This window comes from Peribacillus sp. FSL K6-1552 (assembly GCF_038005205.1).
Lineage (GTDB): Bacteria > Bacillota > Bacilli > Bacillales > DSM-1321 > Peribacillus > Peribacillus butanolivorans.
In genome coordinates, this window is record NZ_JBBOST010000001.1 from 4,582,272 (window position 1) to 4,609,126 (window position 26,855).

The 26,855-nt window shown below is 37.7% G+C and carries 25 protein-coding genes; 13 read left to right on the forward strand and 12 right to left on the reverse strand.

Annotated elements, in window-relative coordinates:
• Positions 1 to 3: 3 nt before the first annotated feature.
• Together NST21_RS22065 and NST21_RS22070 are read right to left on the reverse strand one after the other, a co-directional pair.
• Complete coding sequence (locus NST21_RS22065) at positions 4 to 2,094, reverse strand: BglG family transcription antiterminator (RefSeq protein WP_340891267.1); 2,091 nt, start codon at positions 2,092 to 2,094, stop codon at positions 4 to 6.
• A gap of 86 nt (positions 2,095 to 2,180) precedes the next feature.
• Complete coding sequence (locus NST21_RS22070; protein ID WP_340891269.1) at positions 2,181 to 4,133, reverse strand: PTS mannitol transporter subunit IICBA; 1,953 nt, start codon at positions 4,131 to 4,133, stop codon at positions 2,181 to 2,183.
• A gap of 283 nt (positions 4,134 to 4,416) precedes the next feature.
• Here NST21_RS22070 and tnpB point away from each other — a divergent pair, with 283 nt between their 5' ends.
• Complete coding sequence (tnpB, locus tag NST21_RS22075; RefSeq protein WP_340887812.1) at positions 4,417 to 5,622, forward strand: IS200/IS605 family element RNA-guided endonuclease TnpB; 1,206 nt, start codon at positions 4,417 to 4,419, stop codon at positions 5,620 to 5,622.
• A gap of 271 nt (positions 5,623 to 5,893) precedes the next feature.
• On the opposite strand, the gene NST21_RS22080 is transcribed toward tnpB, so the two are convergent.
• From NST21_RS22080 to NST21_RS22095, 4 genes are all read right to left on the reverse strand, one after another.
• Complete coding sequence (locus tag NST21_RS22080; protein WP_056529768.1) at positions 5,894 to 7,186, reverse strand: CitMHS family transporter; 1,293 nt, start codon at positions 7,184 to 7,186, stop codon at positions 5,894 to 5,896.
• A gap of 307 nt (positions 7,187 to 7,493) precedes the next feature.
• Entirely contained in the window at positions 7,494 to 8,180 is a 687-nt protein-coding gene (locus tag NST21_RS22085; RefSeq protein WP_340891272.1) for a response regulator, read from the reverse strand.
• Positions 8,174 to 9,769 (reverse strand): ATP-binding protein, encoded by a 1,596-nt coding sequence (locus NST21_RS22090; RefSeq protein ID WP_201250504.1) that lies wholly within the window; start codon positions 9,767 to 9,769, stop codon positions 8,174 to 8,176. The genes NST21_RS22085 and NST21_RS22090 overlap by 7 nt, the downstream gene beginning before the upstream one ends.
• Positions 9,770 to 10,229: 460 nt before the next feature.
• A complete protein-coding gene (locus tag NST21_RS22095; RefSeq protein ID WP_056527128.1) occupies positions 10,230 to 10,685 on the reverse strand; it encodes a collagen-like triple helix repeat-containing protein in 456 nt (151 codons plus the stop codon).
• Positions 10,686 to 10,826: 141 nt separating this feature from the next.
• Here NST21_RS22095 and NST21_RS22100 point away from each other — a divergent pair, with 141 nt between their 5' ends.
• Positions 10,827 to 11,144, forward strand: a complete 318-nt coding sequence (locus tag NST21_RS22100) for a hypothetical protein (protein ID WP_340891275.1) — start codon at positions 10,827 to 10,829, stop codon at positions 11,142 to 11,144.
• Positions 11,145 to 11,337: 193 nt separating this feature from the next.
• Here the strand turns inward: NST21_RS22100 and NST21_RS22105 are convergent, their stop codons facing one another.
• Positions 11,338 to 12,261 (reverse strand): DNA-3-methyladenine glycosylase family protein, encoded by a 924-nt coding sequence (locus NST21_RS22105; protein WP_340892604.1) that lies wholly within the window; start codon positions 12,259 to 12,261, stop codon positions 11,338 to 11,340.
• Positions 12,262 to 12,543: 282 nt separating this feature from the next.
• Entirely contained in the window at positions 12,544 to 13,683 is a 1,140-nt protein-coding gene (locus NST21_RS22110) for a LuxR C-terminal-related transcriptional regulator (protein ID WP_340891276.1), read from the reverse strand.
• A 217-nt stretch (positions 13,684 to 13,900) separates the two neighbouring features.
• On the opposite strand from NST21_RS22110, the gene NST21_RS22115 reads away from it, so the two are divergent.
• From NST21_RS22115 to NST21_RS22135, 5 genes are all read left to right on the forward strand, one after another.
• The gene (locus tag NST21_RS22115) at positions 13,901 to 14,656 is read left to right on the forward strand and encodes an SDR family NAD(P)-dependent oxidoreductase (protein ID WP_340891277.1); all 756 of its coding nucleotides are present in this window, start codon (positions 13,901 to 13,903) and stop codon (positions 14,654 to 14,656) included.
• 64 nt (positions 14,657 to 14,720) lie between these two features.
• Positions 14,721 to 15,464 (forward strand): SDR family NAD(P)-dependent oxidoreductase, encoded by a 744-nt coding sequence (locus tag NST21_RS22120; protein ID WP_340891278.1) that lies wholly within the window; start codon positions 14,721 to 14,723, stop codon positions 15,462 to 15,464.
• Between the two features lie 794 nt (positions 15,465 to 16,258).
• On the forward strand, positions 16,259 to 16,858 hold the full coding sequence (locus NST21_RS22125; RefSeq protein WP_340891280.1) for a bifunctional transcriptional activator/DNA repair enzyme AdaA: 600 nt from the start codon (positions 16,259 to 16,261) through the stop codon (positions 16,856 to 16,858).
• The gene (locus tag NST21_RS22130) at positions 16,845 to 17,372 is read left to right on the forward strand and encodes a methylated-DNA--[protein]-cysteine S-methyltransferase (protein ID WP_340891282.1); all 528 of its coding nucleotides are present in this window, start codon (positions 16,845 to 16,847) and stop codon (positions 17,370 to 17,372) included. The genes NST21_RS22125 and NST21_RS22130 overlap by 14 nt, the downstream gene beginning before the upstream one ends.
• The gene (locus NST21_RS22135; protein ID WP_340891284.1) at positions 17,373 to 18,086 is read left to right on the forward strand and encodes a 2OG-Fe(II) oxygenase; all 714 of its coding nucleotides are present in this window, start codon (positions 17,373 to 17,375) and stop codon (positions 18,084 to 18,086) included.
• A gap of 118 nt (positions 18,087 to 18,204) precedes the next feature.
• On the opposite strand, the gene NST21_RS22140 is transcribed toward NST21_RS22135, so the two are convergent.
• Positions 18,205 to 18,828: an NUDIX hydrolase gene (locus NST21_RS22140; protein ID WP_340891285.1), complete on the reverse strand. Its 624-nt coding sequence runs from the start codon at positions 18,826 to 18,828 to the stop codon at positions 18,205 to 18,207.
• 176 nt (positions 18,829 to 19,004) lie between these two features.
• Positions 19,005 to 19,277 (reverse strand): transporter suffix domain-containing protein, encoded by a 273-nt coding sequence (locus tag NST21_RS22145; protein ID WP_242485385.1) that lies wholly within the window; start codon positions 19,275 to 19,277, stop codon positions 19,005 to 19,007.
• Positions 19,278 to 19,720: 443 nt separating this feature from the next.
• Between NST21_RS22145 and NST21_RS22150 the strand changes: the two genes are divergently transcribed.
• The 5 genes from NST21_RS22150 to NST21_RS22170 all read left to right on the forward strand — a co-directional run bounded on the left by NST21_RS22150 (position 19,721) and on the right by NST21_RS22170 (position 24,978).
• The gene (locus NST21_RS22150) at positions 19,721 to 20,755 is read left to right on the forward strand and encodes an ROK family transcriptional regulator (RefSeq protein ID WP_340891286.1); all 1,035 of its coding nucleotides are present in this window, start codon (positions 19,721 to 19,723) and stop codon (positions 20,753 to 20,755) included.
• Positions 20,756 to 20,811: 56 nt separating this feature from the next.
• The gene (locus NST21_RS22155) at positions 20,812 to 22,044 is read left to right on the forward strand and encodes an MFS transporter (RefSeq protein ID WP_340891287.1); all 1,233 of its coding nucleotides are present in this window, start codon (positions 20,812 to 20,814) and stop codon (positions 22,042 to 22,044) included.
• Between the two features lie 167 nt (positions 22,045 to 22,211).
• Positions 22,212 to 22,592, forward strand: coding sequence for a VOC family protein (locus NST21_RS22160; protein ID WP_340891290.1), 381 nt, complete (start codon positions 22,212 to 22,214; stop codon positions 22,590 to 22,592).
• Positions 22,593 to 22,872: 280 nt separating this feature from the next.
• Positions 22,873 to 23,553, forward strand: coding sequence for a copper homeostasis protein CutC (locus NST21_RS22165; protein WP_340891291.1), 681 nt, complete (start codon positions 22,873 to 22,875; stop codon positions 23,551 to 23,553).
• A 552-nt stretch (positions 23,554 to 24,105) separates the two neighbouring features.
• Positions 24,106 to 24,978 carry a DMT family transporter gene (locus tag NST21_RS22170; RefSeq protein WP_340891294.1) on the forward strand — a complete coding sequence of 291 codons (873 nt, stop codon included), beginning with the start codon at positions 24,106 to 24,108 and terminating at the stop codon, positions 24,976 to 24,978.
• Positions 24,979 to 25,089: 111 nt separating this feature from the next.
• On the opposite strand, the gene NST21_RS22175 is transcribed toward NST21_RS22170, so the two are convergent.
• Both NST21_RS22175 and NST21_RS22180 read right to left on the reverse strand, forming a co-directional pair.
• On the reverse strand, positions 25,090 to 25,548 hold the full coding sequence (locus tag NST21_RS22175; RefSeq protein WP_340891296.1) for a VOC family protein: 459 nt from the start codon (positions 25,546 to 25,548) through the stop codon (positions 25,090 to 25,092).
• A gap of 158 nt (positions 25,549 to 25,706) precedes the next feature.
• Positions 25,707 to 26,213 (reverse strand): GNAT family N-acetyltransferase, encoded by a 507-nt coding sequence (locus tag NST21_RS22180; RefSeq protein ID WP_201186424.1) that lies wholly within the window; start codon positions 26,211 to 26,213, stop codon positions 25,707 to 25,709.
• A 289-nt stretch (positions 26,214 to 26,502) separates the two neighbouring features.
• On the opposite strand from NST21_RS22180, the gene NST21_RS22185 reads away from it, so the two are divergent.
• Positions 26,503 to 26,793, forward strand: a complete 291-nt coding sequence (locus tag NST21_RS22185; protein ID WP_340891299.1) for a DUF5643 domain-containing protein — start codon at positions 26,503 to 26,505, stop codon at positions 26,791 to 26,793.
• The last annotated feature ends 62 nt before the right edge of the window (positions 26,794 to 26,855 follow it).

Genomic DNA, 26,855 nt, shown 5'->3' on the forward strand with positions numbered 1-26,855 from the left:
CTATCATCCCTTTATCAAGTTAGTATATAAATAATCCAAAAATATGGCTTCCATTCTACTGCGAATTACTTCTTCGTCTGATGATGAAAAAATCATTATAGATTCATTGCTTTCAATTAAACTTGAACTGATTAAGCTGACGATTTCCTGCTGCTTCGCACTTAATTCTTCAGGTGCAAGCATCAGCAATAGGTTTTTCATATACACGTCTTTTCCGTCCATTCCTCTTACCATACAGAGTTCATCTAAGTGGGCCACCTGGAAAATCAGCTCTTTCACATTCTTATGTCTGGTATGAAAAAGGCCCATTCCAGTGCCTGGAATACCTAAACCACCTTTTTTTTCCCGTTCGTTAAGGGATCCAATCACATCATCCGCATCCATTAGCAGCTCTTCCTTTTCAGCCATCCGAACCATTTCTTCGATGATTCGCGGATGTCCTTTCAGATGCGGCAGCCGATAAAACCGGAAATTATTGATAACAGCGTCTATTGCTTGTTGGACGTCTTTCAGTTCCTGCAATACTTCTTTCAATTCGCCATTCTCTTTTTTTGGCAGGGAATCCTTTTGGGCTGAATGACTGCCATAACGCTTATTCTTAGTGAAGTTTTCAATATTCTTCCTTAAATAATTCCTGATGTTCAATATATTCTCTTCACTCAAAAGAGGGGATACGAGGATATAATCCATATCGATATACGGAAGCCGAACGGTAGAAATGATTACATCATAGTTTTTCAGGCTGCCCTGCTGCTGGATATCTTTGATCGTCTTGATTTCTACAGTCTGGATTTCTATGATTTCTTTTTTGATCCGGCTTGCAAGCATCTTCGACGTACCTATACCTGTCGGACAAACGATGAGTGCCCTTATTGATATTTCTTCCTCCCGCATCACTAATGCAGATCCGAAATGAAGGACGATGAAGGCTATTTCATCTTCAGGAAAATCTTTAATTTCTTTGAATCCCTTTTCCAGACTGGTCTTTACTGCTAAAAAGAGAACCGGATACTTTCGTTTAATATCTTCCGTTAAGGGATTATATAATCCCATTTCCTGTTTGATCCGGAAAAGCGATGGTTCCATGTGGGCAAGGAGCCCTTGATACAATGGGAAATCCTTGGTCAAATCGATTTGCAATTGAGCAGAAACATCTTTTATCAAATTCCTTATCAGCTGGCCCAGCACCACACTGTCATATGGAACTGCATCCGCCGCATGAAGCTTGGAACCTTTAAGGATGGCGGCCAGGTAGCTTATATCATCGATGGTAAAAGAAACTTCCAGCATGGTGCTGAGTTCCTTGCCTATTTTATTCATAAGATTATTCTCATCCGAAAGTTCTCTTATTTTCTTGAAGTCCTTCTCCAAAAAAAATTGGCTTTCATTCCTTTGCAGGGTTACATAAATATGCACAATTAACCCTATATACCCGCTATCCGCCAAACGCGAATGGACACTGTTAAAGGTCGAGTTCAGCACCCCATCAATAGCCAGAAGATAATCGGGATCGAAATAGTCGAGGATTTTCCCTTCTGGGAATTTTCCTTCTTGCAACAAAAATAAACTTTCAATCAGCTCTTCATTAAAGAAGTGCAAGAAATAGGCAGCCTGAGCTTTCCGTTTATTTTCTTCAGTGCCGGTAAGCTCTATTCCGACTCCCCTTTTTCTGGTAATCACGATATTAAAATTTCTTATCCACTCAGTCAGTTCGTCTAAATAGGTTGAAAGAGTGGTTATGCTTATACCGAGATCCCCCGCTAGAGCTTGAGTTTTATATGATTCTTCCTGCAATAAAGCTAAAAGCAGATGCAACTTTCTTTCTTGTGGTGTTTGATCAATCGGATGATTACCCATCAGGTGCTGTACAAGCCTAAAGACTTGTTCATTCTTCCCATCGATGGACAGCCCTTCATGTGTATTGCGTGTTAAATGCAACTCAAAAGATTGCAGGATTTTTTCTATGGCCTTCAGATCACGTTGAACCGTCCGGACACTTACATTCAGTTGTGTTGCAATGGATATGGCCGTATGTTTTCCTGAAGTTTTTATGATCAATTCTATGATTGATTTTTCCCTTGAAGTAATATACATGCTACCAACTCATTTCAGGTGGAGTAACACGAGAAAATACTGAATAGAAAAGCGTAAAACGCTTTTCTATTCTTGGTTAAGAGTATTTAATTATTTTTAACGTTTATAATATCCATCAATTCCCTGGCTGATGTGGCTTTAACCATCTTTTCAATATTCTCCATCTCCGAGCAAGTAACCGCTATGCCAGATAGAATTTCAAGATGTGTGCCATCCTTGCCGGCTATTCCGAATATTAACCGAGCCTTTTGCCCGTCAAAATCGACACCGTTTGGTATCTGTAAAACGGTAAATCCAGATTTAAGGACATCTTTTTTAGCTTCCTCAGTTCCGTGTGGAATGGCTACATCATTTCCCATATAGGTTGAAGTCATTTCATCACGTGCAATCATCGCTTCAATGTAGCTTTCCTTTACGTATCCTGCATTTACCAAAGCTCTTCCCGCAAAGCGGATCGCTTCTTCCTTATTGTCAAAATGTTGATTAAGGAAGACATTTTCTTCGCGAAGCAGATCATTATCATCCGGTGCATCTTCTTCACCTGCATCGATGCCAGGTTCAATTGAATGCTCACGAACACCTGGAACTTCCTCTTCAGCATCTTCGACAATCTCATGAAGCTCGTCAGTACCATCATCCTGAAGCCGTGCTAGCAATGAATCGTATTCAGGACTTGATAAGAAGTTATCGACAGATACATGAAAAGCATTCGGCACTTTATTTTGTGCTCTTGGAGTTAACTCTTCCTGTGTAATAACAATTTGTGCGTCAGAAGGAATGTTGCTGATTGCTGTATTTGTAACATCAATATTCAAACCAGCTTCCTTTACCTTTTTGCGCAGGAGGGAAGCACCCATTGCACTTGAACCCATACCAGCATCGCAAGCAAAAATAATTTTACTGACGTTTGTTGGCATAGTACCCGGATCTGAAGCAAATACATCAGCAACAGAGCTTTTCTTCCCTTTCATTTCTTGCATTTTTTTCGCAGCATCTTCGATATTTTCCTCCGTCTGTTTACCTGTTTTCAAGACGAATGCAGCTACGATGAATGATACAATTGCAGCTACGATCACACCTGCAAAGTTAGCAATATATGCGCCCATATTATGCGGAGTTACCGCTGTAATGGCAAGAATACTGCCTGGCGAAGCGGGAGCGAACAATCCGCCGCCTAAAAGAACTAAAGTGAAAACTCCGCTCATGCCTCCAAGAATGACCGCTAAAAATAACATCGGCTTCATTAGAATATAAGGGAAATATATTTCATGGATACCACCGAAGAAATGAATGATGGCAGCTCCAGGCGCCGATCTCTTCGCAGTACCTTTTCCGAAGAAGCAATAAGCAAGCAGAATACCAATACCGGGTCCAGGATTTGCTTCAAGCAGAAACAGAATGGAAGATCCAGTTTGTTTAACTTGCTCTACACCGATTGGTGAAAGGACGCCATGATTAATTGCATTGTTTAAGAACAATACTTTGGCAGGTTCGATTAGAATACTTGTTAATGGCAGTAAACCTGTACCTACAAGCCAATCAACACCTGCTACAAGCCATCCTGTAAACACGTTAACAGCAGGACCTATCGCTAAGAAAGATAGAATGGATAGCAAGCCGCCAAGAATCCCAGCTGAGAAATTGTTAACAAGCATTTCAAAACCGGCTTTTATTTTTCCTTCAATAAATTGATCGAATTTCTTGATAACATAACCGCCAAACGGTCCCATGATCATTGCACCAAGGAACATTGGAATATCAGATCCAACAATAACACCCATAGTCGCAATAGCACCAACTACGCCCCCTCGGTGATCATGAACTAACTTACCACCTGTATACCCAATTAAAAGCGGAAGCAAGAAAGTAACCATTGGGCCAACCATTTTGGCAAGGCTTTCATTTGGGAGGAAACCAGAAGGAATGAATAGTGCAGTGATTAACCCCCAAGCTATGAAAGCTGATATATTTGGCATGACCATTGAACTTAGAAAGTTACCGAACTTTTGAACAGCAACCTTTATATTAAAGTGAGCCATTTTGCTCTCTTCCCTTCTTAATATAGTTTCACCTAATGTTAAGGTACGGTACATCCACATTCAATAAAAGAAAAAGCTAACTTTGTCGCGAGAGAGAAGACAAACATAATGTTTCTCTTAATTCTAGTTTTATCATTTCCCGCCAGAATACTCCCTCTTCAAGCGTGTGAAGGGCGAGAGCCCAACGGTAAGGGGGAGATGAATGGCGGTTGGCATAAGCCAAAGTAATCTTTTGACAAACATACGTTCGATGGTTAATAATAACTATAAGGGGGTGAAACCAATGGTCGTAAACAAAGCTTATAAATTTCGAATCTATCCAACTAAAGAACAACTAGTTCTAATCAATAAAACGATCGGCTGCTCCCGTTTTGTCTATAACTTCTTTTTAGGCAAACAAAAGGAGAAAGATGCCTACTGGTATATCTGTGAAGAAATGAAGCAGAACGGCCAATTACCCTCTAATGAATGGAAAGGTTCTTTTCTGAATAAATACGCAACAATCAAAGAACTTCCAGCTTTAAAGAAAGAGTATTCTTTCCTGAAAGAAGTAGACAGTATTGCCTTACAGAAATCGGTGGAAAATTTAGCAGATTCCTATAGTCGATATTATAAAAAGCAAAACAAGTCACCACGCTTCAAATCGAAAAAGAATCCTATCCAGTCCTATACGACTAAACATACGAATGGGAATATTGGAATTGTTGGAAACAAAATCAAATTGCCAAAACTCGGTCTAGTTCGTTTTGCTAAAAGCCGCGAAGTCGAAGGGCGAATCATCAATGCCACAATCAGGCGGAACCCTTCGGGTAAATATTTCATTTCCGTTTTAGCCGAAACCAATGTACAAGTACTTCCTAAAACGAATCGTTCGTGCGGTGTAGATGTTGGTTTGAAGAACTTTGCTATTCTTTCAGATGGTACGGTCTATCAAAACCCAAAATTCTTCCGGACGGTCGAAAAGAAATTGGCCAAAGCACAACGGATTCTTTCAAGGCGACAAGAAATAGCCTTGAATCAAAATAAACCATTGGCTGAAGCCAAAAACTATCAAAAACAAAAACGAAAAGTGGCTATCCTACACGAAAAAATTTCAAATGCCCGAATGGATTACTTACATAAAGTTTCTACCGAAATCATCAAAAACCACGATGTTATTGGAATGGAAGACTTGCAAGTGTCGAATATGATGAAAAATCACAAACTAGCTAAAGCTATTAGTGAAGTATCTTGGTACCAATTCAAAAAAATGTTGGAATACAAAGCAAAATGGTATGGTAAACAAATCGTGACCGTATCTAAAACGTTTGCTTCTAGCCAATTGTGTTCTAGCTGCGGTTACCAAAATAAAGACGTTAAACATCTGAATCTTCGTGAATGGGATTGTCCTTTTTGTTCTACTCACCACGATCGAGATATTAACGCAGGACTCAATCTAATGAATGAAGCCATAAGGCTTCTAACCGTAGGAACTACGGGAGTAGCCTAATTAAAAATTGGCCGTTAGGCTAATGTTCTTAGGAATCCCCCACTTCAATCAGACCGTAAAGTCGATAAGTGGTGGGTAGTTCAATCAGCCAGTAATAAATATCATTATGAACTTTGATAGAAAGAGTGTTAGTGAGGAAAGCGAGCAGTAGGATATAGGGCCACCTTTCAATCGAAATTAAAGAGCCCCATTCGTACTAGTACTAGTACGAATGGGGCTCTTTACAATAAAAGGGTACTTTAAAAAATCGAGGAACTACTTGCTATATCTCTTATAGTGGGATTATTCCTAATACAAGAGATACCAAAATCATGACAAGTGTCGATCCGCAAGCCCACTTCAAGAAAGTACGCTGCAGGGCTCCAAAATCTTCTCCTACCATCCCAATCAATAGATAGGTAGATGGAACAAGCGGACTTAATAGATGAACTGGCAACCCTAAAAGAGAAGCTCTTCCTATCATGGCAGGATCAATTCCATAAGCAGCACCTGCCTTAGCAAGTAATGGAAGTACGCCATAATAGAAGGCGTCATTAGACATGAAGAAAGTAAAAGGTGCGCTAATGATAGCTGTGATAACGGCAAAGTGTGCACCCATTTGGTCAGGAATGTGCTGAATCATAGAGTTTGCCATAGCATCTACCATTTCCGTTCCGGAAAGAATTCCGGTAAAGACACCTGCTGCAAATATCATCGAAACAACTGATAAAGCATTGTCAGCATAATTGGCTACACGTTCTTTTTGATCACTTACTTTCGGGTAATTAATCGTAATCGCAATGGCAAAACCTATCATAAATAGGACCGCTGAAGGCATAAGTTCCATAATCAGCGCCACTAGCAGGGTAAGTGTTAACGCATAATTAAAGACAATTAATTTAGGACGCTTAATGTAAGCATCTTCAGTTGCAGCCGCATGTTGAGCTACAGCATGATAATCTAGTTCTATTATCCCAATTCTTTTTCTTTCTTTTTTACCCATACAATATGCCATGAATAGAACGAATAGCACACCGCCAATCATAGCAGGAATAACAGGCGTGAAAACATCGGACATTTCTAGTTTCAAAGCAGTCATCACCCTTGCTGTCGGGCCTCCCCAAGGAAGAAGATTCATGACTCCAGATGACGAAACAGCGATACCAGCTAATATAAGCGGTTTCATTCCAATCCGTTTATATAGCGGAAGCATGGCAGAAATAGTGATCATATATGTGGTTGTACCATCTCCATCTAACGAAATAAGTAAAGCCAAAACTGCCGTACCGATGGCAATTTTTACAGGATCTCCTTTTACAAGTCTAAGGATCGTATTAATGATTGGATCAAAAACTCCAGCATCAATCAAAATACCAAAGAAAAGGATTGCAAATAAAATCATGATTCCTGTTGGCGCCACACTTTTGATTCCTTCTAGCGCCATTTCACCCATTTGACTACCGAAACCACCAATAAGTGCGAAGGCACTAGGTACTACAATCAAAGCTATCATGGCTGAAAGTCGCCCTGTCATAATTAAAATCATAAACACTAAAATCATCAAGTATCCTAATAAAGCGAGCATATCTATCACTCCTATCTTCTAATAAAGTAAATTGTATATGAAAACGCTTAATCTGTAAGCGTTTTCAATTTATTGTGTTTTAAAACTATTTTGTTAATTGTGTTCATTGTGTTCACGGAGGTACTTTTCATCTTCAATTTTCAGACTATACCGGATGCCATGCCCGGGGTTTGAATGGTTGGTTTTTAAATGATTTTAACAATATTGGTAATCTCTAAAGCACTTTTCTACCCACCGATTTTCCCATACAAAAAACACCTCCATTTACGAAGGTGTTTTTATATTTCCTAGGTTATCTTTCTCTGAATCAAATCTTATAATATCTACGTTCTGGTCTCCCCACTACTCCATATATTACTTCTGCCTTACATTTCTTTACGGATATCAGGTATTCCAGATAACGCCTTGCTGTTGTTCTAGAAGCGCCGATTTGAGAGCTCACTTGCTCAGCTGACAAACCAATGTCGCTTATTTCAAGAACTTCCATTACTTTCGTTAATGTGATTTCGTCGACTCCTTTTGGTAATGCAGGTCCATCATTGATTTCCGGCGTAGCCGATCCCTTTTTTAAAATAAGATCAACAAAATCCTGGTCTATATCTTGTTTAGATTGCATCAGGTGGGCTTTCTTAAGATACTCCACTATGACTTGGTTGAAGCGCTTCATTTCTACCGGTTTAATTAAATAATTCTCTACACCATAGTGAAGGGCCTTTTCAAGTTGTTCTTTTTCTGTGGCTGCCGTAATCATGATAATATCCACATTCGGGAATTTCTGACGAATGCTTGGAAGTAAGTCTGTACCAAGCTGATCCGGCATATAGACATCAAGCAGAAGCAGATCAGGGCTTTTTTGTTCCAAGATCCGAAGAGTTTTTTTTGCATTTACTGCTTTCCCGACCACTTCTATTTCTTCAAAGTTTTTTAAAAATTTCTCATGGATATCCGCTACACGAAAATCATCTTCTGCAATGACCGCTCTTATTTTTAGCATTCTTTCCCTCCTGTCTGCTCTTTAGGAAGATACACGGTGAATACGGTGTTTTCTTCCTCGCTTTGAACTTCGATGATGCCACCCAACTCTTTTACAACATGATCAGCATTTGATAGTCCATATCCACTTGGATTTCCACTTGTTTTCGAAGTGAAACCCCGGTCGAAAATAAACGCGATATCATTCTCGGGTATTCCCTTTCCATTGTCACTTACTTCAAATACCATATCATTTCCGATATCGGTAGCGAAAAATTTCACTAGTGGCTCATCCATGCCAGAAACCGCTTCCAGCGCATTATCGATTATATTGCCAAGAATCAAGGTAAGTTGGGACAATTTTATATGGTCCGGGAGTTTCTCTAAGTAACTTTGTGAGTCTATTTCAAAGGGAATCTTCTTTTCTGATGCTTTTCCTATCTTCCCAAGTAACAGAGCTTGTACCTTTGTATCTTTAATCTGTTCGAACACAACACGGTTCAGAGAGTACAATTCGGATGTTTCGCTTTGAATCATATCTATTGCTTCATCATATTCCCCTAACTGTATCAATCCGGATAGAACATATAATTTATTGGTAAATTCATGGGTTTGTGCTCTTAAATCCTCTGAATGCATCTTCACTTCCGATAATGTGTTAACCATTTCCTCTATTTCTGTTCGATCACGGAACGAAGCGACTACACCGCTTACACCTTCACTATCGAAGATCGGCGTGCAATTCACAATAACAGATTTATCTTTCCAAGAAATTTCTTTATCCACTTGCGGTTCCCCTGATTTCAACACTTCATATAAATATGTTGAAGGAAACAACCCATCTACATTCAAATGGCGAACAGGTTCCTTTATATCCAGCAACTTTTTTGCCGGCTGATTCATAGATGTAATCAAACCATTTTGATCAATGGCTAAAATACCTTCTTTCACCGAGTGAAGTACAGCATTTTTCTCTTTATATAAATTAGCAATTTCAAATGGCTCTAACCCTAATGTATCTTTACGTATGCTTCTTGCCAGCATATAGCTCCCGACGATTGATATCATAATGGCTACTAAAGACACAATCATCTCTTTAGATAAATCCTTAAAAATTTGGGCACGAACATCGTTCACTAAAAAACCGACAGAAACGATTCCAATTATTTTTCCATCCTTATCAAATATCGGTGACTTTCCTCGAATAGAAAGACCAAGCGAACCAGCCGCTTCAGAAACGTAATATTCACCATTTTTTATAGCTCGGTTGTTATCCCCACCTTTCATTCGCTTCCCTATTTCAGAGGCTAACGGATGAGAATAACGAATTCCCTCTTTATTTCCTACAACGATGAATTCAGCCCCCGTTTCCTTGCGAATTTTTTCGGCAATCGGCTGGATCGTCCTAGCAGGATTTTCGGATTCAAATGCCTCCGTGACGGTAGGCATAAAACTAATGGTTCTTGATAACTCCAAAGCTAACTGACCTTTATCCTTCGCTATTTGTCTTCCTTCCATATAAGAAAAGGAGGTCGTTAATAGGAGAATCAAAAATAAGCTCAATGATAAGACTAACCCAAGAATCTTGGTTTCTAGCGATACTTTCTTCATATTCAACAGCATCCTCTATTTTCATTTCCACTTTTTAAATTTTATAGGAATATAACGATTTTACCATTTCTAATAAATAATGAACATGAACCCTGATAAAAAGAGAGAGCTTGTTTTGAAAAAGATTTATCAAACCAAGCCTAAAACCTGTTCAATAATAAACGGTATTTTTATTATTCAATGCTCCTTTTACTTGATTTATTTCTTATAAAGCTTGTGGAACTACTTGTTGAGTTTTACTAGAATCAGCCTTTTCTACGGGATAATTTAACCAGAGAGGAGGACAATCAACAGTAGGCATTTTGTGAATAATGGTTTTCTTTAGCTTGTCCTGCTTCTATCTTGCTTTGAAACCCTTTCTAATTGGAAGAAATCAAAGCAGTTTAAAGCTTAGGTTATCAAATTTCTCCAATGTTCAAAGGGGATATTATGACTAACATCCCCTTTGAATACTTTATTTTCAAAAACATGTAAATGAATTAATTTGTCTTGTATCAATGCCAAAAACCGTCCAGAACCTGCCATTCCATCTGAAGCCTGCAACAGATCGCGGACCGACAAAAATGGGATAATACCAGAAACTTGCACCATTATTTAGCCATATAAAAGTATTCCGGAATAAGCAAAATGAAATGGCTCCTGGATCTACAGCAAATGTTGAAGCCGATTGTTGGAGAGGGATAAACGATGGCGGAGGGGCCGTTGGCGCTTGTGAACTTGGTGGTGATCCTGGTTGACCCGGAGATCCTGGTGCACCTGGAAATCCTGGTTGGCCCGGAAATCCTGGTGCACCTGGAAATCCCGGTTGACTAGGAAGCCCTGGTAAACCAGGTATACTTGGAAAGCCGGGTAGACCTGGAAACTGTCGTACAAGATAATCTTGATCTTCATAATGATACATTGGGAACATATACATAGTCATTCACCTCTACATGATTGAATGTAATAAGATATGGTGAATAGGCTTGAGATGGTTGGGCTACTTTGTAATTATTAGGGGGATTCTCACTTAGTACGCTCTGTAAAACATTATTGTAAGCGAAAGGGGAAAACATTTTTGACTCAATACATCTATATCGCTTCGCCAATGAAACTTCCTGAAGGTTCGTTTGGCCTTAAGCCAGTCTCACCTGAACAACCAAATGTTTTCAAAGATAAATTGGATTTCACACATTTACATTTTGAAGATAATTACGATAGAGCATCAAAAACAAGATTTTCATATAGTTCCCACTTTTCATTCAAACATCAGGTTGCCATTAACCATAACCTTTTACCTCCAAAATACCTATCCAAAAGCAATGTAGATATATTGTATTCATATATAGAGGAAGAACTGCACGCTAGCGGAGTTATCGAGTATTCACTAGTTTGAATGGCCAGGAAGACTTGCCCATAGGAATTAATCGAAGCGTTAGTTGGACTGACATTAAAACACCTTATAATCTAGTTTTAGCGGACCGTGAATTTTGGTATATTACCTTGTGAGCCCACTAGTCTCCCACATTGAAAAATGAACATTCAAAAGCCCGCTTGAACCCAATTCAAGAGAGCTTTACCATGGCTTTTCAATATAGCAATCTCCATAAATAGAACGTCGCATAAGACTCCCAATTGGCCCACGCTCCTGATAATTTGAGAATTTCTTCTTTCGTAGGTTTTGCTTCAGTTTCCATAACCAATTTCATTGAATTATGCAACCCGACATCATCAATTGGAAAAGCTGCTGGAAAACGTAAACAGCGCATCAATACATAGTTCGCTGTCCACGGACCGATTCCACGAATTTTGGTCAGCATTTTTTCAGCCGCTTTAACATCCTTAGCATTTAACAACTCTTCTTTTGTGAGATCTCCTCGAACCATCAGTTGGGCCACGCCAATTAAATATTCGCATTTCTTCACGGTCATCTTCATTTCTACAAAATCTTCTACGGTTAAATTCGCGATCACTTCAGGCGTTGGGAACAGCCAATATTTCTCTCCTTCATATTCAACAGATTTACCGAATCTCTCAACAAGTCTCCGTTTCAATGTATAAGCATACGTCAAGTTGATTTGCTGTCCAAGAATTCCCCAGGCAATAGCTTCAAATAAATCTGGGATACCTATATTTCGCAGACCATAAAATTGACTTACTGGCCTTTGCAAGATAGGATCATTTTTTGCTAACTCATAAAAAGGAAGCAGATTTGTGTCCAGATCAAACCATTGTCGAACGTATTGGGAAACGGCTTCTTGAACATGTTTTTCTATTGAAGTAGTACGACCTAAAAATCGAACAAAAATCATCGTATCGTTCTCAGCTCGGATTTCCACTAATATTGTCTCGTTTTCTACGAATAAGGCACGATAAATTTTTTGATCAACAATTTCAAATAGACATTCATTGGAGGATCGTGACAGGTAGCTCAAGTTTTCCGAAAAGCTAAACTCTTTGGGGGGGTGGATGATTAATTCATCCTTCTCTTTATCAAGTAATTCTTTGTTCATTTTATATGGCTCTTTCATTTTGCCCCTCCTTCTTCACGTTCTCTTTATTCTAATCCTATTTCCCAAAAATTAATTACGTTATCTTGCACTTTCCTTCTAAATTTGGACGGGGTATGAAAACAAACAAAAAAAGTAATGAATCCTAGAGGCTGAAAGTTGAGAAATCATAAGTAAACCAAAAGAAAAAAGACCATTATTTTTGGTCCTTCTTAGTGTCCATCGTCCATATATTAGGTTTTCCTAAGACCCTCTCATTGTTGACGGATTTGCAAAAGGGAGGAATTAATTTAATAAACCTAATCGAAAAGCAAGGGCAACGACTTGCGTCCTATTTTTGGCTTTTAGTTTAGTCATTAAACTGCTCACATAATCTCTCACCGTATGCTCGCTTAAGAACAATAATTCACCTATTTTTTTATTGTCGTACCCTTCCGAAAGCAAATCAAGAATCGTGGTTTCTCTTTCTGTTAAGTGAAGATCGGAAGTTTTTGCCACTTCTTCACCTTTTCTTGAAAAATATAAACCAAGACGGTTCCCGACTTGTTCTAGTAAATCTAGTTCACCTTTTGAACAATCAAATTCTTCACCTAATTGATCAAAAGTAAGCCATCCAAACAATTGATCTTGATGGGTGATCGGTATAAAGATAACGGAAGACAGATTAAATAATTTTACATGTTCCTCTTTCACATAATTTTTTGGATTTTTTAAATAAATCGGCTTTTTGGAACTTAAAACTGTATTCTGCTCACTCAGCTGTCCTTTCATGCTCTGTACCTTTGGAAGCTCTGCACCAATGACACCATAGAATTGATTCGACCATGGGATATAAGCGTAAAAAACACATCGTTTATAGTGAAAATACTCTTCACATTTTTTTAATATATAGGCTAAATCATGAACTCCTGAAGAGCGAATCAGGAGTTTGTTTAATTTGTCTAATAATTGTAGCCTTTTAAGTTCCCTATTTTCATGGGGATTTTTCTTGGTAAGATCTGTAGTATCTGCATCTACCCAATTGTTATAACTATGGACAAGGTAAGTAAAAATAGATAATGAAAACATTAATATAGGAATGATTCGGTTATGTTTTATTTGGATCATGAGTGTAATCAAAGATTTTTGGAAAATCAATTGAAACAGGTTAAAACTTTTCATATTTAATATCGATAGCTGAGATTGAAGCCAATTGTCAAAGTGGCTCGCTAAATCTTCATCGATACCTACAATATTCGATTGGGTTAATAGTTGAAAAAATGAATGCAGCAACGTATCAGTTATTTTTCGATCTGACTCGGAAATGGAAGGTTCTAGACTGAGGTAGATATTTATATTTTCTTCAATCTGTTTGCTATGAGTTTTGATGAACAATACGAATTGTTGAAACGTAATTTCTTCATATGGATGAAATGGCTGAGTCATAAGAAATTCTTCTCCTTCAAACAAAATAACCCTATAAATGGAGGATATTCACTCTATTATTATACATCATCTTATAGGATAGTATTTCAAAATGAACGTAGTAAGATGAATGTGTAGCAAGTTAGTAAATCTTTTTGAATCCGATTTCGAATAGTAAAAAGGTTCTTTGTACACAATTTTACACATGATTTTAATCTTGAAAGGATGCGTGTTTGTAATGAGACTTGAAAATAAAGTAGCTATTATAACCGGTGGAGGTACAGGAATCGGTAAAGAAACAGCCTTATTATTTGCTAAAGAAGGAGCAAAAGTTGTTATCACTGACATAAATCAAGAATCTGGAAATCAAGCAGTAAAAGACATTCAAACAAACGGGGGAGAAGCACTCTTCGTCCGTCATGATGTCAGCAAAGAGGAAGACTGGAAAATGGTTGCAGAGGAAACCATCAAGACTTTTGGCAAAGTTGATATTCTTTTCAACAATGCTGGAATTTATAAAATAAAACCTCTTGCAGAGATTGAAGTAGAAGAATGGAATCTTTTAATGTCTATTAATGTGACTGGCGTATTCCTAGGAATGAAACATATCATGCCTTTGATGGCCAAACAAAATAAAGGTTCAGTGATTAATGCTTCCTCCATAGCAGGTTTGATGGGATCTCCAGGACATGTTCTATATGGTGCTAGTAAAGGAGCAGTACGTATTATGACAAAAGATGCGGCGATGGAATATGCTTCTGCGGGGGTTAGAGTGAACTCTATCCATCCTGGATACATCGATACTGGAATGGCAGACTATGCTTCTGAGGTAACTGGAAATTCAAAAGAACAATTAGGTGCAAATTTATTTCCTTTAGGACATCTAGGATCTGTAAAAGATGTAGCAAATACAGTACTATTTCTTGCTTCTGATGAATCAGCTTACACGACAGGTGCAGAATTTGTGATTGATGGTGGAGCAACAGCAAGATAAAAAGATTTAGCAATGTTAACAATAGGATATCGACTTGAATTAATTGCAGAATGGAGAGATTGATATGAAATTAAAAGACAAAGTAGCAATCGTAACAGGTGGCGCAAGTGGAATTGGTGAAGCGACTGTTCGCCTTTTTGCTGAAGAAGGAGCAAAAGTGGTCATTGCTGACTTTTCAGAACGTGGTAAAGACATATCAGTAGAATTGAATACGAATGGATATAATACGTTATTTGTTAAAACAGATGTAACAAATGAAGAAGATATTAAACAGATGATCAATGAAACCGTGAATAAATACGGCAAGCTAGATATTATGTATGCAAATGCTGGAGTTGCTGATGATGCACCAGCACATGAATTGTCCTATGAAAGATGGAAACGAACCATCGATATTAATTTGTCAGGAGTATTCCTTTCTGATAAATATTCGATTGAACAGTTTCTTAAACAAGGTACAGGCGGTGTCATTGTTAACGCTGGTTCTATTCATAGTTTTGTTTCATTACCAAATCCAACAGCCTATTCCTCTGCAAAAGGTGGCGTGAAGCTACTAACTCAAAACTTATGTACTGCTTATGCAAAAGATGGTATTCGTATTAATGCGGTTTGCCCAGGTTATATTGACACTCCTTTACTTGCAAGTGTTGATCCTCAAACGAAAGAATATTTAGTTTCTCTTCATCCACAAGGCAGGCTTGGAAAACCAGAAGAAATCGCAAAAGCTGTCTTATTTTTAGCAAGTGATGATGCTAGTTTTGTTAATGGTACAACCCTTCTTGTTGATGGGGGCTATACCGCACATTAATTTAAATTAAGGGATATCTTTTAATAACAAAGCAGTCTAAATCGTAGATCATTTAGAACTGCTTTGTTATTTCATTTTAAAAAAGTGAACTAACTCTTTCATCAACAAATAGACCCTTTTGTGATTCACATCTATACTAAGTTATTCTCCCGCAAATACTCCTGGAGCTTTATCTACCTTCCTTATTTTAACAGATTCAACCTATTTATAGTCACTTCCAAATTTTCACTAGAGCAACTCTTTCAACTAAATTAGCATTATGGTGAAATGGTGAAAGAGTGTGAGCCAGATATTCCCCCTACTCCTCAAGCTAGGCCTTCCTTTTTATTTTTTTGACTTAAGCCCTTGAATATCAAGAACATCTCTTTTTCATTATAATGGAAGTTATGTATATTACGATAAACTGAAAATGTAAAGGGAGTTTTATCTTAGCCATGAGAATATCAAAGAAAAGATTTTTTATTAGCTGTTTAGTAGCTATTATCTTGATGTACCTTGCTACCTCTATCATACAATACTCCGATGGTGAACCGATAAAGTGGTTGGGTAATTTAGGCTATTCGATTTATTTTACAATCTTTATAACCTTTTTCCATTGGTTATTTGGAGATTTTAACAAGAAAAAAGCCGATCACTAATATAGTGAAAGGCTTTTTTTCTTATTTTTCCGGTCAGCCATCTTCGGCTGTCTTTTCCTATTCCTATTTGAAAGAAATTACGTTATCTTGCTTTTATATTATCGAAATGTTTGTATATCAATACTTTCTTGTATACTAATTGAAGAGGTGAATGTGATGAATTTGAAAAAAACAGACATTCCTAATGATTACTGGAAAGCTATTGTAGTGTGTGACGCAGCGTATGATGATCATTTTTTATATGGCGTAAAAACAACAGGCATCTTTTGTCGGCCCTCTTGTAAATCCAGGGTGCCCAACAAAGAAAACGTGCAGATTTTCAAAAATGCTAATATGGCTTTAGAAGAAAATTTCAGGCCTTGTAAACGCTGTAAACCCGAAGGCTTGAATCTGCCAACAGATGAGTGGATTGAGCAAATAACTGAATGGATTGAGCAACATTACAGCGAGCCCCTCACATTGAACACATTGGCGGATATTTCTCATGGCAGTCCCTACCACTTACAAAGATTGTTTAAGCGTGTGAAAGGTCTATCGCCTACTGAATATATTCAACAGCTTCGCCTTGAAAAAGCAATTAGAATGCTTGAAAGCTCCGAACAGCCGGTAACCGAAATAGGATTGGCTGTAGGATTTTCAAGCACCCCCTATTTTATAACGTTATTCAAAAAGAACACGGGATATACACCATCAGGATATCGAAAAGCTTACCATCAAGACTTGAAAAAGGAGCGTGAACAACATGATGAATGTTAAAGAACAAACAATAGATTGGGCCATTTTAAAATACGATAAGTGGCAATTTTATGTAGCCAAGTCTGAAAAGGGACTTTGTTATGTAGGTTCACCTGGTCAATCGTATGATGAGCTGAAAACTTGGATACAAAAACGCTTCCCCTTGGCGAACCTTGTTGAAAATGAAGAAGCCTTAAAGCCCTATCTAAAAGAACTGTATGAATATTTCGAGGGAAATCGGCAAACTTTCTCATTACCCGTAGATGTTAAAGGAACGCCATTTCAACAAGAAATTTGGGCAGCATTGAATCAAATACCCTATGGAAAAACCTATTCCTATTCTGATATTGCCGAGCACATTCAAAGACCTAAAGCTGTTCGCGCGGTCGGAACGGCTATCGGTGCCAATCCAGTTCTGATTACAGTGCCCTGTCATCGGGTAATTGGAAAAAATGGAGCCATAACTGGGTACCGCGGAGGAACGGAGATGAAACAATATCTGCTTCAATTAGAAGCACAAAATGGAGGGAGATAAATGAATAGGAATTTGAATTCACCAATCTACACACTTGACTGGGGCCAAATTCATCAAACATTGGACGACCAAGGCTTTGCAAAATTGCCTGTCCTGCTTACTCCTGAACAATGTCAAAACTTTATCAATTTGTATGACCAAGAAGAACTATATCGAAACACAATCAACATGGGACGTTATCGCTTCGGTGAAGGCGAGTATAAATATTTCGATTATCCTTTGCCAGCTATACTGCAGGAGCTACGTACGGCATTTTACCCTGAACTCGCAATAGCTGCTAATCGATGGTTGCACCAGTTAGGGAAAGAAGCCATTTATCCTGATTCGTTAGATGTTTTTTTAGAAGAGTGCCATGAAAAAGACCAAACCCGTTCAACCCCTCTTATACTTAAATATGAAGCAGGCGGCTATAATTGTATGCATCAGGATCTATATGGAGACGTTTATTTCCCATTCCAAGTTGTGTTTACACTAAATCAGCGGGGAGTCGATTATACCGGAGGCGAATCCATTCTTGTGGAACAGCGGCCCCGAGCCCAAAGCCGAGGGCATGTCATCACGCTAGAACAAGGAGAAGCACTCCTCTTCCCTACGAACCACCGGCCAGTAGAAGGTAAAAAAGGATATTACAAGAATACGATGCGTCATGGCGTAAGCACTCTGCAATCGGGCACCCGCTACGGGATGGGGATCATTTTTCATGATGCTAAGTAACGGTACAACACAATAACAATGGGATTTTCAGCTTTTTGAACACAACTTAAGCCCCAACAAAACTCGGATTGTTTTGTTGGGGCTTAAGTTTTAGTTAGCTTTGGTCAGAACCTGAATGCTATGATAAGTTTTCTCTGATCAACCTAATTATGCTTTTATAATAGGAAACTTCATGCGGCACAAATTTATCTCTGCCAACATATTGATCTATCATCATTCTATGGTCATCTTGATTGATTTCAAATCCCTGGATATTCACTTCTTCTTTTGTTCCGTCCCACAGGTCTTCAAAATCATCCAATTCAACTTTTACCATCCCTGAAACTTCTTCTTTTTGTAAGGTGAAGTCATCGAAACACTGAGTACTTTCATATAGAAATACGTTAGCTAATTCTTTGTCGATGAAATTTTCTTTTGTTACATGATATTCAATAACACCTAGTGGGACCAACTCAGCGAATGAAACATCGATGCCTATTTCTTCTTTAATCTCCCTTACACCGTCGTATATCGTTTCATGAGCCAGCAAATGTCCGGCAGCTGTAATATCCAATAGGTTCGGATAATCTTTTTTCATCGCACAACGATGTTGAAGATAAAGATAATCTCCCCCCGCTTCTCTACTAACGAACCAACAATGGAAAACCTCATGCCAATGTCCTATTCTATGTACTTCTTCACGCGTAGCCACGCCGATTTGTTTACGATCCGCATTAAATACTTTCAACATCTCATTTTCCATATTTCGCTTCTCCCTACGTTTTATTTTTTACTTTTCGTCTCCAAACATTAAAAAGAAACTGCGACATAGAGGACAATATGGGATGCAGGCTAGATATAGGTGGTGAAAAAGAGCCAAGATTTAATGTGGTTCCATACCCTCACTCTTTTTTACACTACCTTCTAAACTTTTATTTTTCATTTTCCTGCTTTTTCTTTTTTCCAATTTTTCGGGTTTAAGTAACTTTTAAATTTAGCAGCTACTTCTTTTCCGACTAAAAGTGCACCTACCCAGAACATTACTTCTGCAAAGACTATTGCACCTGTTATGACCCCCGCTTTTACCGCAGTTGGAAATGGCGTAAAAGGAGCTATTACAGGAATAATCCAAGTGAGAAGAGACACTATTAGAAAACCCATTCCTATTTTGTAAAACTTCGATTTCGTTACTTCCTTACCTTCTTTATCCAATTAAATAACCTCCGTTATGATTATACTCATTTAATTTTTCCGGCAACCATTTTACTTTCAATATACCATTCTCTAAATATATTCTTTTTTTATACGTTTGAATGGACATTTCGTTTCATTATAAATGAAAATAAAAAAATAGTTGATAGTGAAAGCATAATCAATAAGCCACTGAGGTTACCTGGGATGAAAAATAGAGTAGCCAAACAGGATGATTTATAGGTAACAAATGTACAATCCTCCTCCACAATTGGGCCATATAACGGCATTGTTACTCGTGTTTTGGGCCAGACTTAGAAAGAGCAATGCTAGTATTTGTAAGTTGTATAAATAATAAATATTCAAATCGGTTTTCCATTGTTTCCCAAACTTGTATATGATATAGTATCATCGTAACTTATTAAAGATCTTTAATAAGTTTTTTATATTAGGTGGTGAACATTATGAATGAGTTATTCGTTACTCCAAAATCTATGAAGAAGGTTATCCTTAATGGTATTCGTACAACTCTTTTAGAACTTGGAAGTGCAACAAAAGTTGAACTCAGCGATAAATTAGGAATTAGTTTCCCGACAATAAGTAAATTCCTAGCGCAGATGGAGAAGGATGGGGAACTTATTTTAGTCGGCCTCGATGATTCTAGTGGTGGAAGAAGAGCAAAACGATATGCATACAATCCTGAACATATGTTAGGTTTAGCACTATTTTTAGAGAGAACAGAGACAAATTATACAATTTTTAATTGTTTGGGTGAAGTGAAGGAACAGGGAAAAACGTCAAGTGTATTAATAGATGATAATCTAAAATTATTAACCAAGTATATTGAAGACATTATAGCTAAATACTCAAAGATTAGTTCTATGGCAATTGGTGTCCCTGGTTCGGTTGATAATGGTCGGATTTTTTATATACCAGGCTACGAGCATTTTCAAAATTTTGATTTAAAAGGATACTATGAGGATCGTTTTTCTATCCCTGTGGTAGTAGAGAACGATATGAATGCTGCAGTTCTTGGATATCACAATAATAAGGGGAATAATGACAATCAATCCCTTATATATTTGTATTCCGGTCAAAATGGTCCAGGTGCAGGAATTATGATAAATGGAGATGTGGTGCGAGGAAGTACTTTTTTCTCGGGAGAGGTTTCATTCGTCCCGCAGTATGATAACCGAAATTTTCTGCAAGCTTTAGAAAATGGAAGTGGACCTAATAAAGCAACTATCCGTGAGGAATATGAGATTGATGCAATTAGCCGTTTAGTAGCTACGTTTGTAGCAATTATTAACCCTCATACGATCATTTTTTGCAATGATGAAGTGAACAAATTAATAATAGACCAAATTGTAATAGGGAGCTCAAAATATATCCCAGTAGAACATCTTCCAGAGATAACAATGAGTGATTGGAAACAAGACTATCTATATGGATTACAAAATCTTGGACTTGATCTCATGATCACTGGAACAAGCAGGTAAAACGAATCAGAAGTAAAATGGAGCACCGCAAAAAAAATTAAAGGCGGGTTATATACATGGCTACATTCTTTTTAGTAATCATCTATTTGGCTTTCATCAGCTTAGGTTTACCTGATTCATTGTTGGGAGTTGCATGGCCTGTGATGCAATTGGAATATGGAGCACGGCTTGAGACTGCTGGCTTGCTTTTTATGACGATAGCAGGTGGTACAATTATTTCCAGTTTAGCAAGCGGAACTGTACTTAAACGGTTCGGAACTGGGAATGTTACATTTGTCAGTTGCTTAATGACTGCTGGGGCTTTGCTAGGTTTCACTTTTGCTCCATCGCTTGTTTGGTTAATTATTTGTGCCATACCACTTGGATTAGGTGCAGGATCTGTTGATGCAGGATTAAACAATTATGTTGCTACACATTACAAAGCACACCACATGAGTTGGCTACATTGTTTCTGGGGAGTTGGGGCTACACTTGGTCCAATCATTATGTCTCAGTTTATTTCAGAGCAAAATTCTTGGAGACAAGGATATCTTGCTATTGCTGGAATTCAGTTCGCATTAGTTGTAATCCTATTCTTCACTTTGCCTTTATGGAATAGGGTCGCAAGAAACAGCAATGTTACTTTAAGTGAAGAGCCGGAAGATTCAAAAAGTGTATTTTATGATGAAGATGCTAAAGATATAAAACCTTTGAAGATTAGGGGAGTTAAGCTAGCTCTGATATCTTTCTTGTTTTATTGTGGTGTTGAAGCAACAATGGGCCTATGGGGAAGTAGCTTTCTGGTAAATGTTAAGGAGTTACCCGTAGCGGTAGCTGCACAATGGGTTTCGCTATATTACGCAGGAATAACAATTGGCAGATTTATTACGGGCTTTATTACTTTAAAGGTCAGTAACCGTACTCTCATTCGGGTAGGCCAAATAACAGCATTAGCTGGTGCGGCACTTCTATTCTTACCATTGCCGTCTAGTTTCTCACTTGTAGGCTTTATCATGATTGGATTAGGATTAGCACCGATATTTCCGTGCATGTTACATGAAACACCAGCACGTTTTGGAAAGGAGCATTCTCAGACAATTATGGGCTATCAAATGGCTGTTGCCTATACAGGTAGTACGTTTATGCCTCCTCTTCTTGGTTTCATTGCATCTCAATCAACAATAGGAATCTTCCCGTTTTTTATTGTTGTTTTTGTTGTAGCAATGATATTGGGTTCAGAAAAATTAAATGTCTTATTGAAAAAGAAGGATATTTTTAAGGGGAAAAATACGAATTCTAAAGTACTTTAGTGATATAGAGTCTGCATTGATAACTAAGTTGCTTATTTTTATATAAATGTAAATAAAGATTAGTAGTTGTTTAGTATGAAAAAAACTGATAAAGAGACAATGTTGAATGATTATGTAAAAAATAATAAGGCAAAGCGTTAATTATACAAACGAATAAGGTGAAGATGATGAAAATTGAACATGTAGCTATTTGGGTGAATGATCTGGAATCAATGTGTGCGTTCTACGCGCAGTACTTCAAGGGCACAGCCAATCGTTTATACCGTAATACGGAAAAGCAATTTGAATCCTATTTTATTTCTTTCGAAACTGGATCACGTCTAGAAGTTATGCGACAGAAAGGAATACAAGATAAAATGACTACCCCAATAACAGGATATGCTCATATCGCTTTTTCTGTGGGCAGTAAAGAGAATGTCGATCAATTAACAGAAACGTTAAAAGCAGCAGGATACCCTGTGTTGAACGGCCCACGTATCACTGGGGATGGTTATTATGAAAGCGTAGTAAGTGACCCTGAAGGAAATCAGGTAGAGATAACAATCTAACAGAAAATCAGACCTCATGATAAAATTGATTGTGACTGTAGTTACGTTACATAGGTTTAAGAAAGCTGATTTCGTTTCTAAAAAACCACCCTTTTTTTGAAAATGAAATGCTTATTCTTTTGTAATGAAACTTTCTTTTATAAACCAGTTTATTGTCACTGTTCTTCTGACACTTAAATTGTTTTATCCAAAAATTAAACAACAGCAACAAAATGATATACTTTTATTATTGTGATTCCTATGAAGGATACCAAAGAACTTGTTAAGAAAGGAAAATCTAATGTACATTGAATTTATTGCCACAACCATAGAAGATGCCCTTTTAATTGAAAAATCAGGTGCAGACCGTATCGAGCTCGTTTGTGCTTTAACTGAGGGCGGTTTAACTCCCAGTTATGCCCTGATAGAAGCTGTCGTCAGTTCGGTAAGCATTCCAGTCAACGTGATGGTAAGGCCTCATAGCCAATCATTTCAGTATTCTCCTGATGATCTGAGTATTATGAAAAATGATATAAAGATTATTTCCTCATTGGGGGCAAACGGCGTCGTATTGGGTGTATTAAATGAAAAAAATGAAATCAATCAAATATACCTCAAAGAACTATTAACAGCATGTGAAGGTTTGGAGATTACATTCCACCGAGCCATCGATGATACGCCTGACCCAGTACGAGCTGCTGAAATGCTAGCACAGTATCCGGAAATTACAACGATATTGACCTCCGGTGGACATGGGGATTTCTCCAGCCGTATGCAAACCATTCACCAAATGAAAAAAGCCTGCGGCGACATCTCGATTTTAGTCGGCAGCGGCTTAAATAAAGATAATATCCTTTCTATCCATTCCGAACTAAATACCGGTTACTATCATTTCGGTACAGCTGTTAGAAAAAATAGCAGTTTCATTGAAGGGGTTCAATTAGAAAAAGCGAAAGAAATTGTAAACATGCTAAAGGATTAATGAAAAGGATCTCTTATGTTAATTTCATCATTAGGAAAGGGACCATTTTTTTGGTCCCTTCAGTTTGTTGAAAAAGCGGTTATATCTAATTGTTAAAACAAAGTTGATTGGAACGGAAGGTGCGAGACTCCTGCGGGAAAAGCGCGTCCAAGGGAGACCCCGCAGGCGCAAAGGCGCCGAGGAGGCTCCCGGACCGCCCGCGGAAAGCGAGTGCCTGGAATGGAAATCAACGTTCGAATTTTTAAAACCCTCAAAAAAACTGTAGACAAACTCGATTTTCATCGAGTTTGTCTACAGTTTTTTTGGTCCCTTTTATGATTGATTCATTAAATTTTTGATTCGTAATAAAACCCAATTCATTGAACAGTTATATACTCAATTCAACCAAATTATTGTATGATTAGGAAAACATTATGAAAGTGAGCTGAAATCTGATGATGTATTCACCACTATTTGAAAATGATGTACCTGTAGTTATTCTCCCTTAACGGTAGAAAACTACAACTCCGTTAAGGACAGAATTATTTGTCTAGAGAAAACGGAGGGCGCAAAATGAAAAACACCTTATTAGGTTCTTTATATTTATCACTCGCTGCTAGTATTTGGGGCGGGATGTATGTTGTGGTAAAGGTTGTGGTAGACTCTGTTCCACCACTTGAATTAGTATGGTTCCGCTATGTAATTGCTATTGTTGCATTGCTAATTATTGGCGTTGTAACAAAACAATCCTGGCGTATTGAAAAACGAGACTGGTTGTTAATTTTCATGATTGGGCTTATTGGAAATACAATTTCCATTGTAACCCAAGAAATTGGTACGATGCTTTCTACCGCACAAATGGGTGCTATTATTACTTCAACAACACCTGCATTCATGGTGCTATTTGCGCGAATTATTTTAAAAGAAAAAATTACGTTTAAAAAAGCACTTTCAATTATTTTAGCAACAATTGGTGTCTGTATTATAGTCGGAAATGCGCATATCAATTCATCTAATCAACTTGGTGCGGTATCGCTACTTATTGCAGCACTAACATGGTCGCTTATGTCTGTTCTTATTAAGCGTGTCCCCGGGCAATATTCACAAATTGTGGTAACAACCTATGCTATTCTTGTTTCAATTGTCTTACTTACGCCTTTTACAATTAATAGATTGGATAAACTCGACTTCCAAGCCATGATGCATCCAACTATTTGGGGCGGTCTTTTATACTTGGGAGTCATATCGACAGCATGTGCCTTTTTACTATGGAATCGCGGATTACAAATGCTTAATGCTTCAAGTGGCGGATTATTTTTCTTCTTCCAGCCTATAGTCGGTACCTTTTTAGGGTGGTTATTGCTAGGTGAGCAAATTGGCCTGCCTTTTTGGATGGGTACTATATTAATCTTTATTGGTGTTATCTTTGTCATTCGAGAAGAATAAGCATCAGGAAAAAGCTGATTGGTGTTATTGCCGATCAGCTTTTTATATAACTACTATTAATTTTAAAACACTTTATTATTTTCTAAACGACTTTATTAATAGATAAATGAGTTACTTAGTAAGCAATTCATCCCATTCTTCAAGTGAAAGTTTTTTGGTCATATGCTTATATGCATCAGGTACTTCTATTGAACACATAAGCTCCAAACTATTACCATCTGGATCATTAAAATAGACGGAAGCGTTTCCTTGATGAGGACGAACAAAAGGTTCAATGGACGTTCTTTTTCCAAAAGGGACAACTTCAATTTTCAGGGATTGAAGCCAAGTCAAAGCATTTTTCATGTTTTCATAAGATACTCGAAAAGCGATATGCCGTAGTGAAGGGTGATATGGAGTTTGATATTCTTCCCCCTCCCACAGACCTACCCAACTTTTGTTTTCCTCGATCCAAAAGAAGGCAGTATCTTCATCCATCCATGCCATTTTCAAGCCTATTTTCTTATAAAATTCCATTGAAATGGCTAAGTCTTTAACAGGTAAATGGGCTTCATATAAACCTTCTATCATAGTAGATTCTCCGTTCTCATTCTAAGTAATGAAAGCTTTTACTATTCTTGCGAAACATTCATGCCGGTAACATATTTTGGGAATGTTGTATGTTCTATCATTTTTTTCATTGGTTCATCTCCTAAATATCTCGATCGCCTATTTTTCAGTCCGAATTTTTATATTGTCCTACAATAATAGATAAACGTTTCCTTTTGACCGTGTTCATTTTTTTCCTCATTAATAGAAATCCGTATAAATCCGTTTCTTTCTAAAACTTTTTGAGAGGCAATATTGTTACTTGTTGTTTTCGCATGTATCTGGTTTACACTTAATTCTGCCGCTGTGTTTACTAATAGCTTTAATGCTTTATTGGCTATTCCCCTTTGCGTATACTTCTCTCCAATTCTATAACCCACATGTGCCGAGCCATTGGTATTATCAATATCTACCAAGTTAATTCTTCCGACAATTGAGCCTGAGTCATTCTTAATGAGATAAAAATATGAGATATTTTCTTCTTGTTCTTTTAATAATTCCCTATGTCTATTTTTGAACGTTTCGAAGGTATAATAATCATCTCCACGACTTGGGACCGTTTGTTCAAAAAACCTTCTATTATTGCATTCAAATGTAAATAACTCTTCCGCATCTCGTTCATTTAGCCTATCAATAAATATTTCCATCACTACTCATCCCTTTCCAAAACACTTGGCTCATCTTTACAAAGTTTGATAACTTCAATACCCTATAATTCAAGAAACCTATTTACATATCCTTCCTGATAATACCTTCCCTATCAAGTTCCCAAATCTTTTTGAGAACAACGAAAAGGTTATCAATAAAAGTGTAGATCAATATGGAGTAAAGGTGTCCGTTGAAAAAATCGCGATATCACCGATGTCATTTGTCGTTCATTACAATCAAGAAGTTTCCAACTTGGTTTAAAACAAGTGGGATGATGTCTATGTTGAATTGACCATTAAAGATGACTTAGGAAATGTGTACGCTGGTGAAGGCAACGGAGGAAAAGGTTTCGGTTCTTATAATATGAGCTGGAGTAAAACCTTCCAAAAAATTGATCAGAACGCTACGAAACTGATTGCAACCCCTCATTTGTCCTTAGGTAATTTCACTTCAGAGAATCATGGGGAAGTAACCATAACGGAAGATGGTAAAGAAAAGGTGTCATCCTTCCCAACAAAACCAGGAAGTGCTCCCAAAGAGTTGGTATTGGATGATATCGTGATTGATATGAAGAAGTAATAATTGTATCTATGAGAGGTATACTGAAACCCTGATCCGTGAGTGGAGAAAGGTTCATGTAT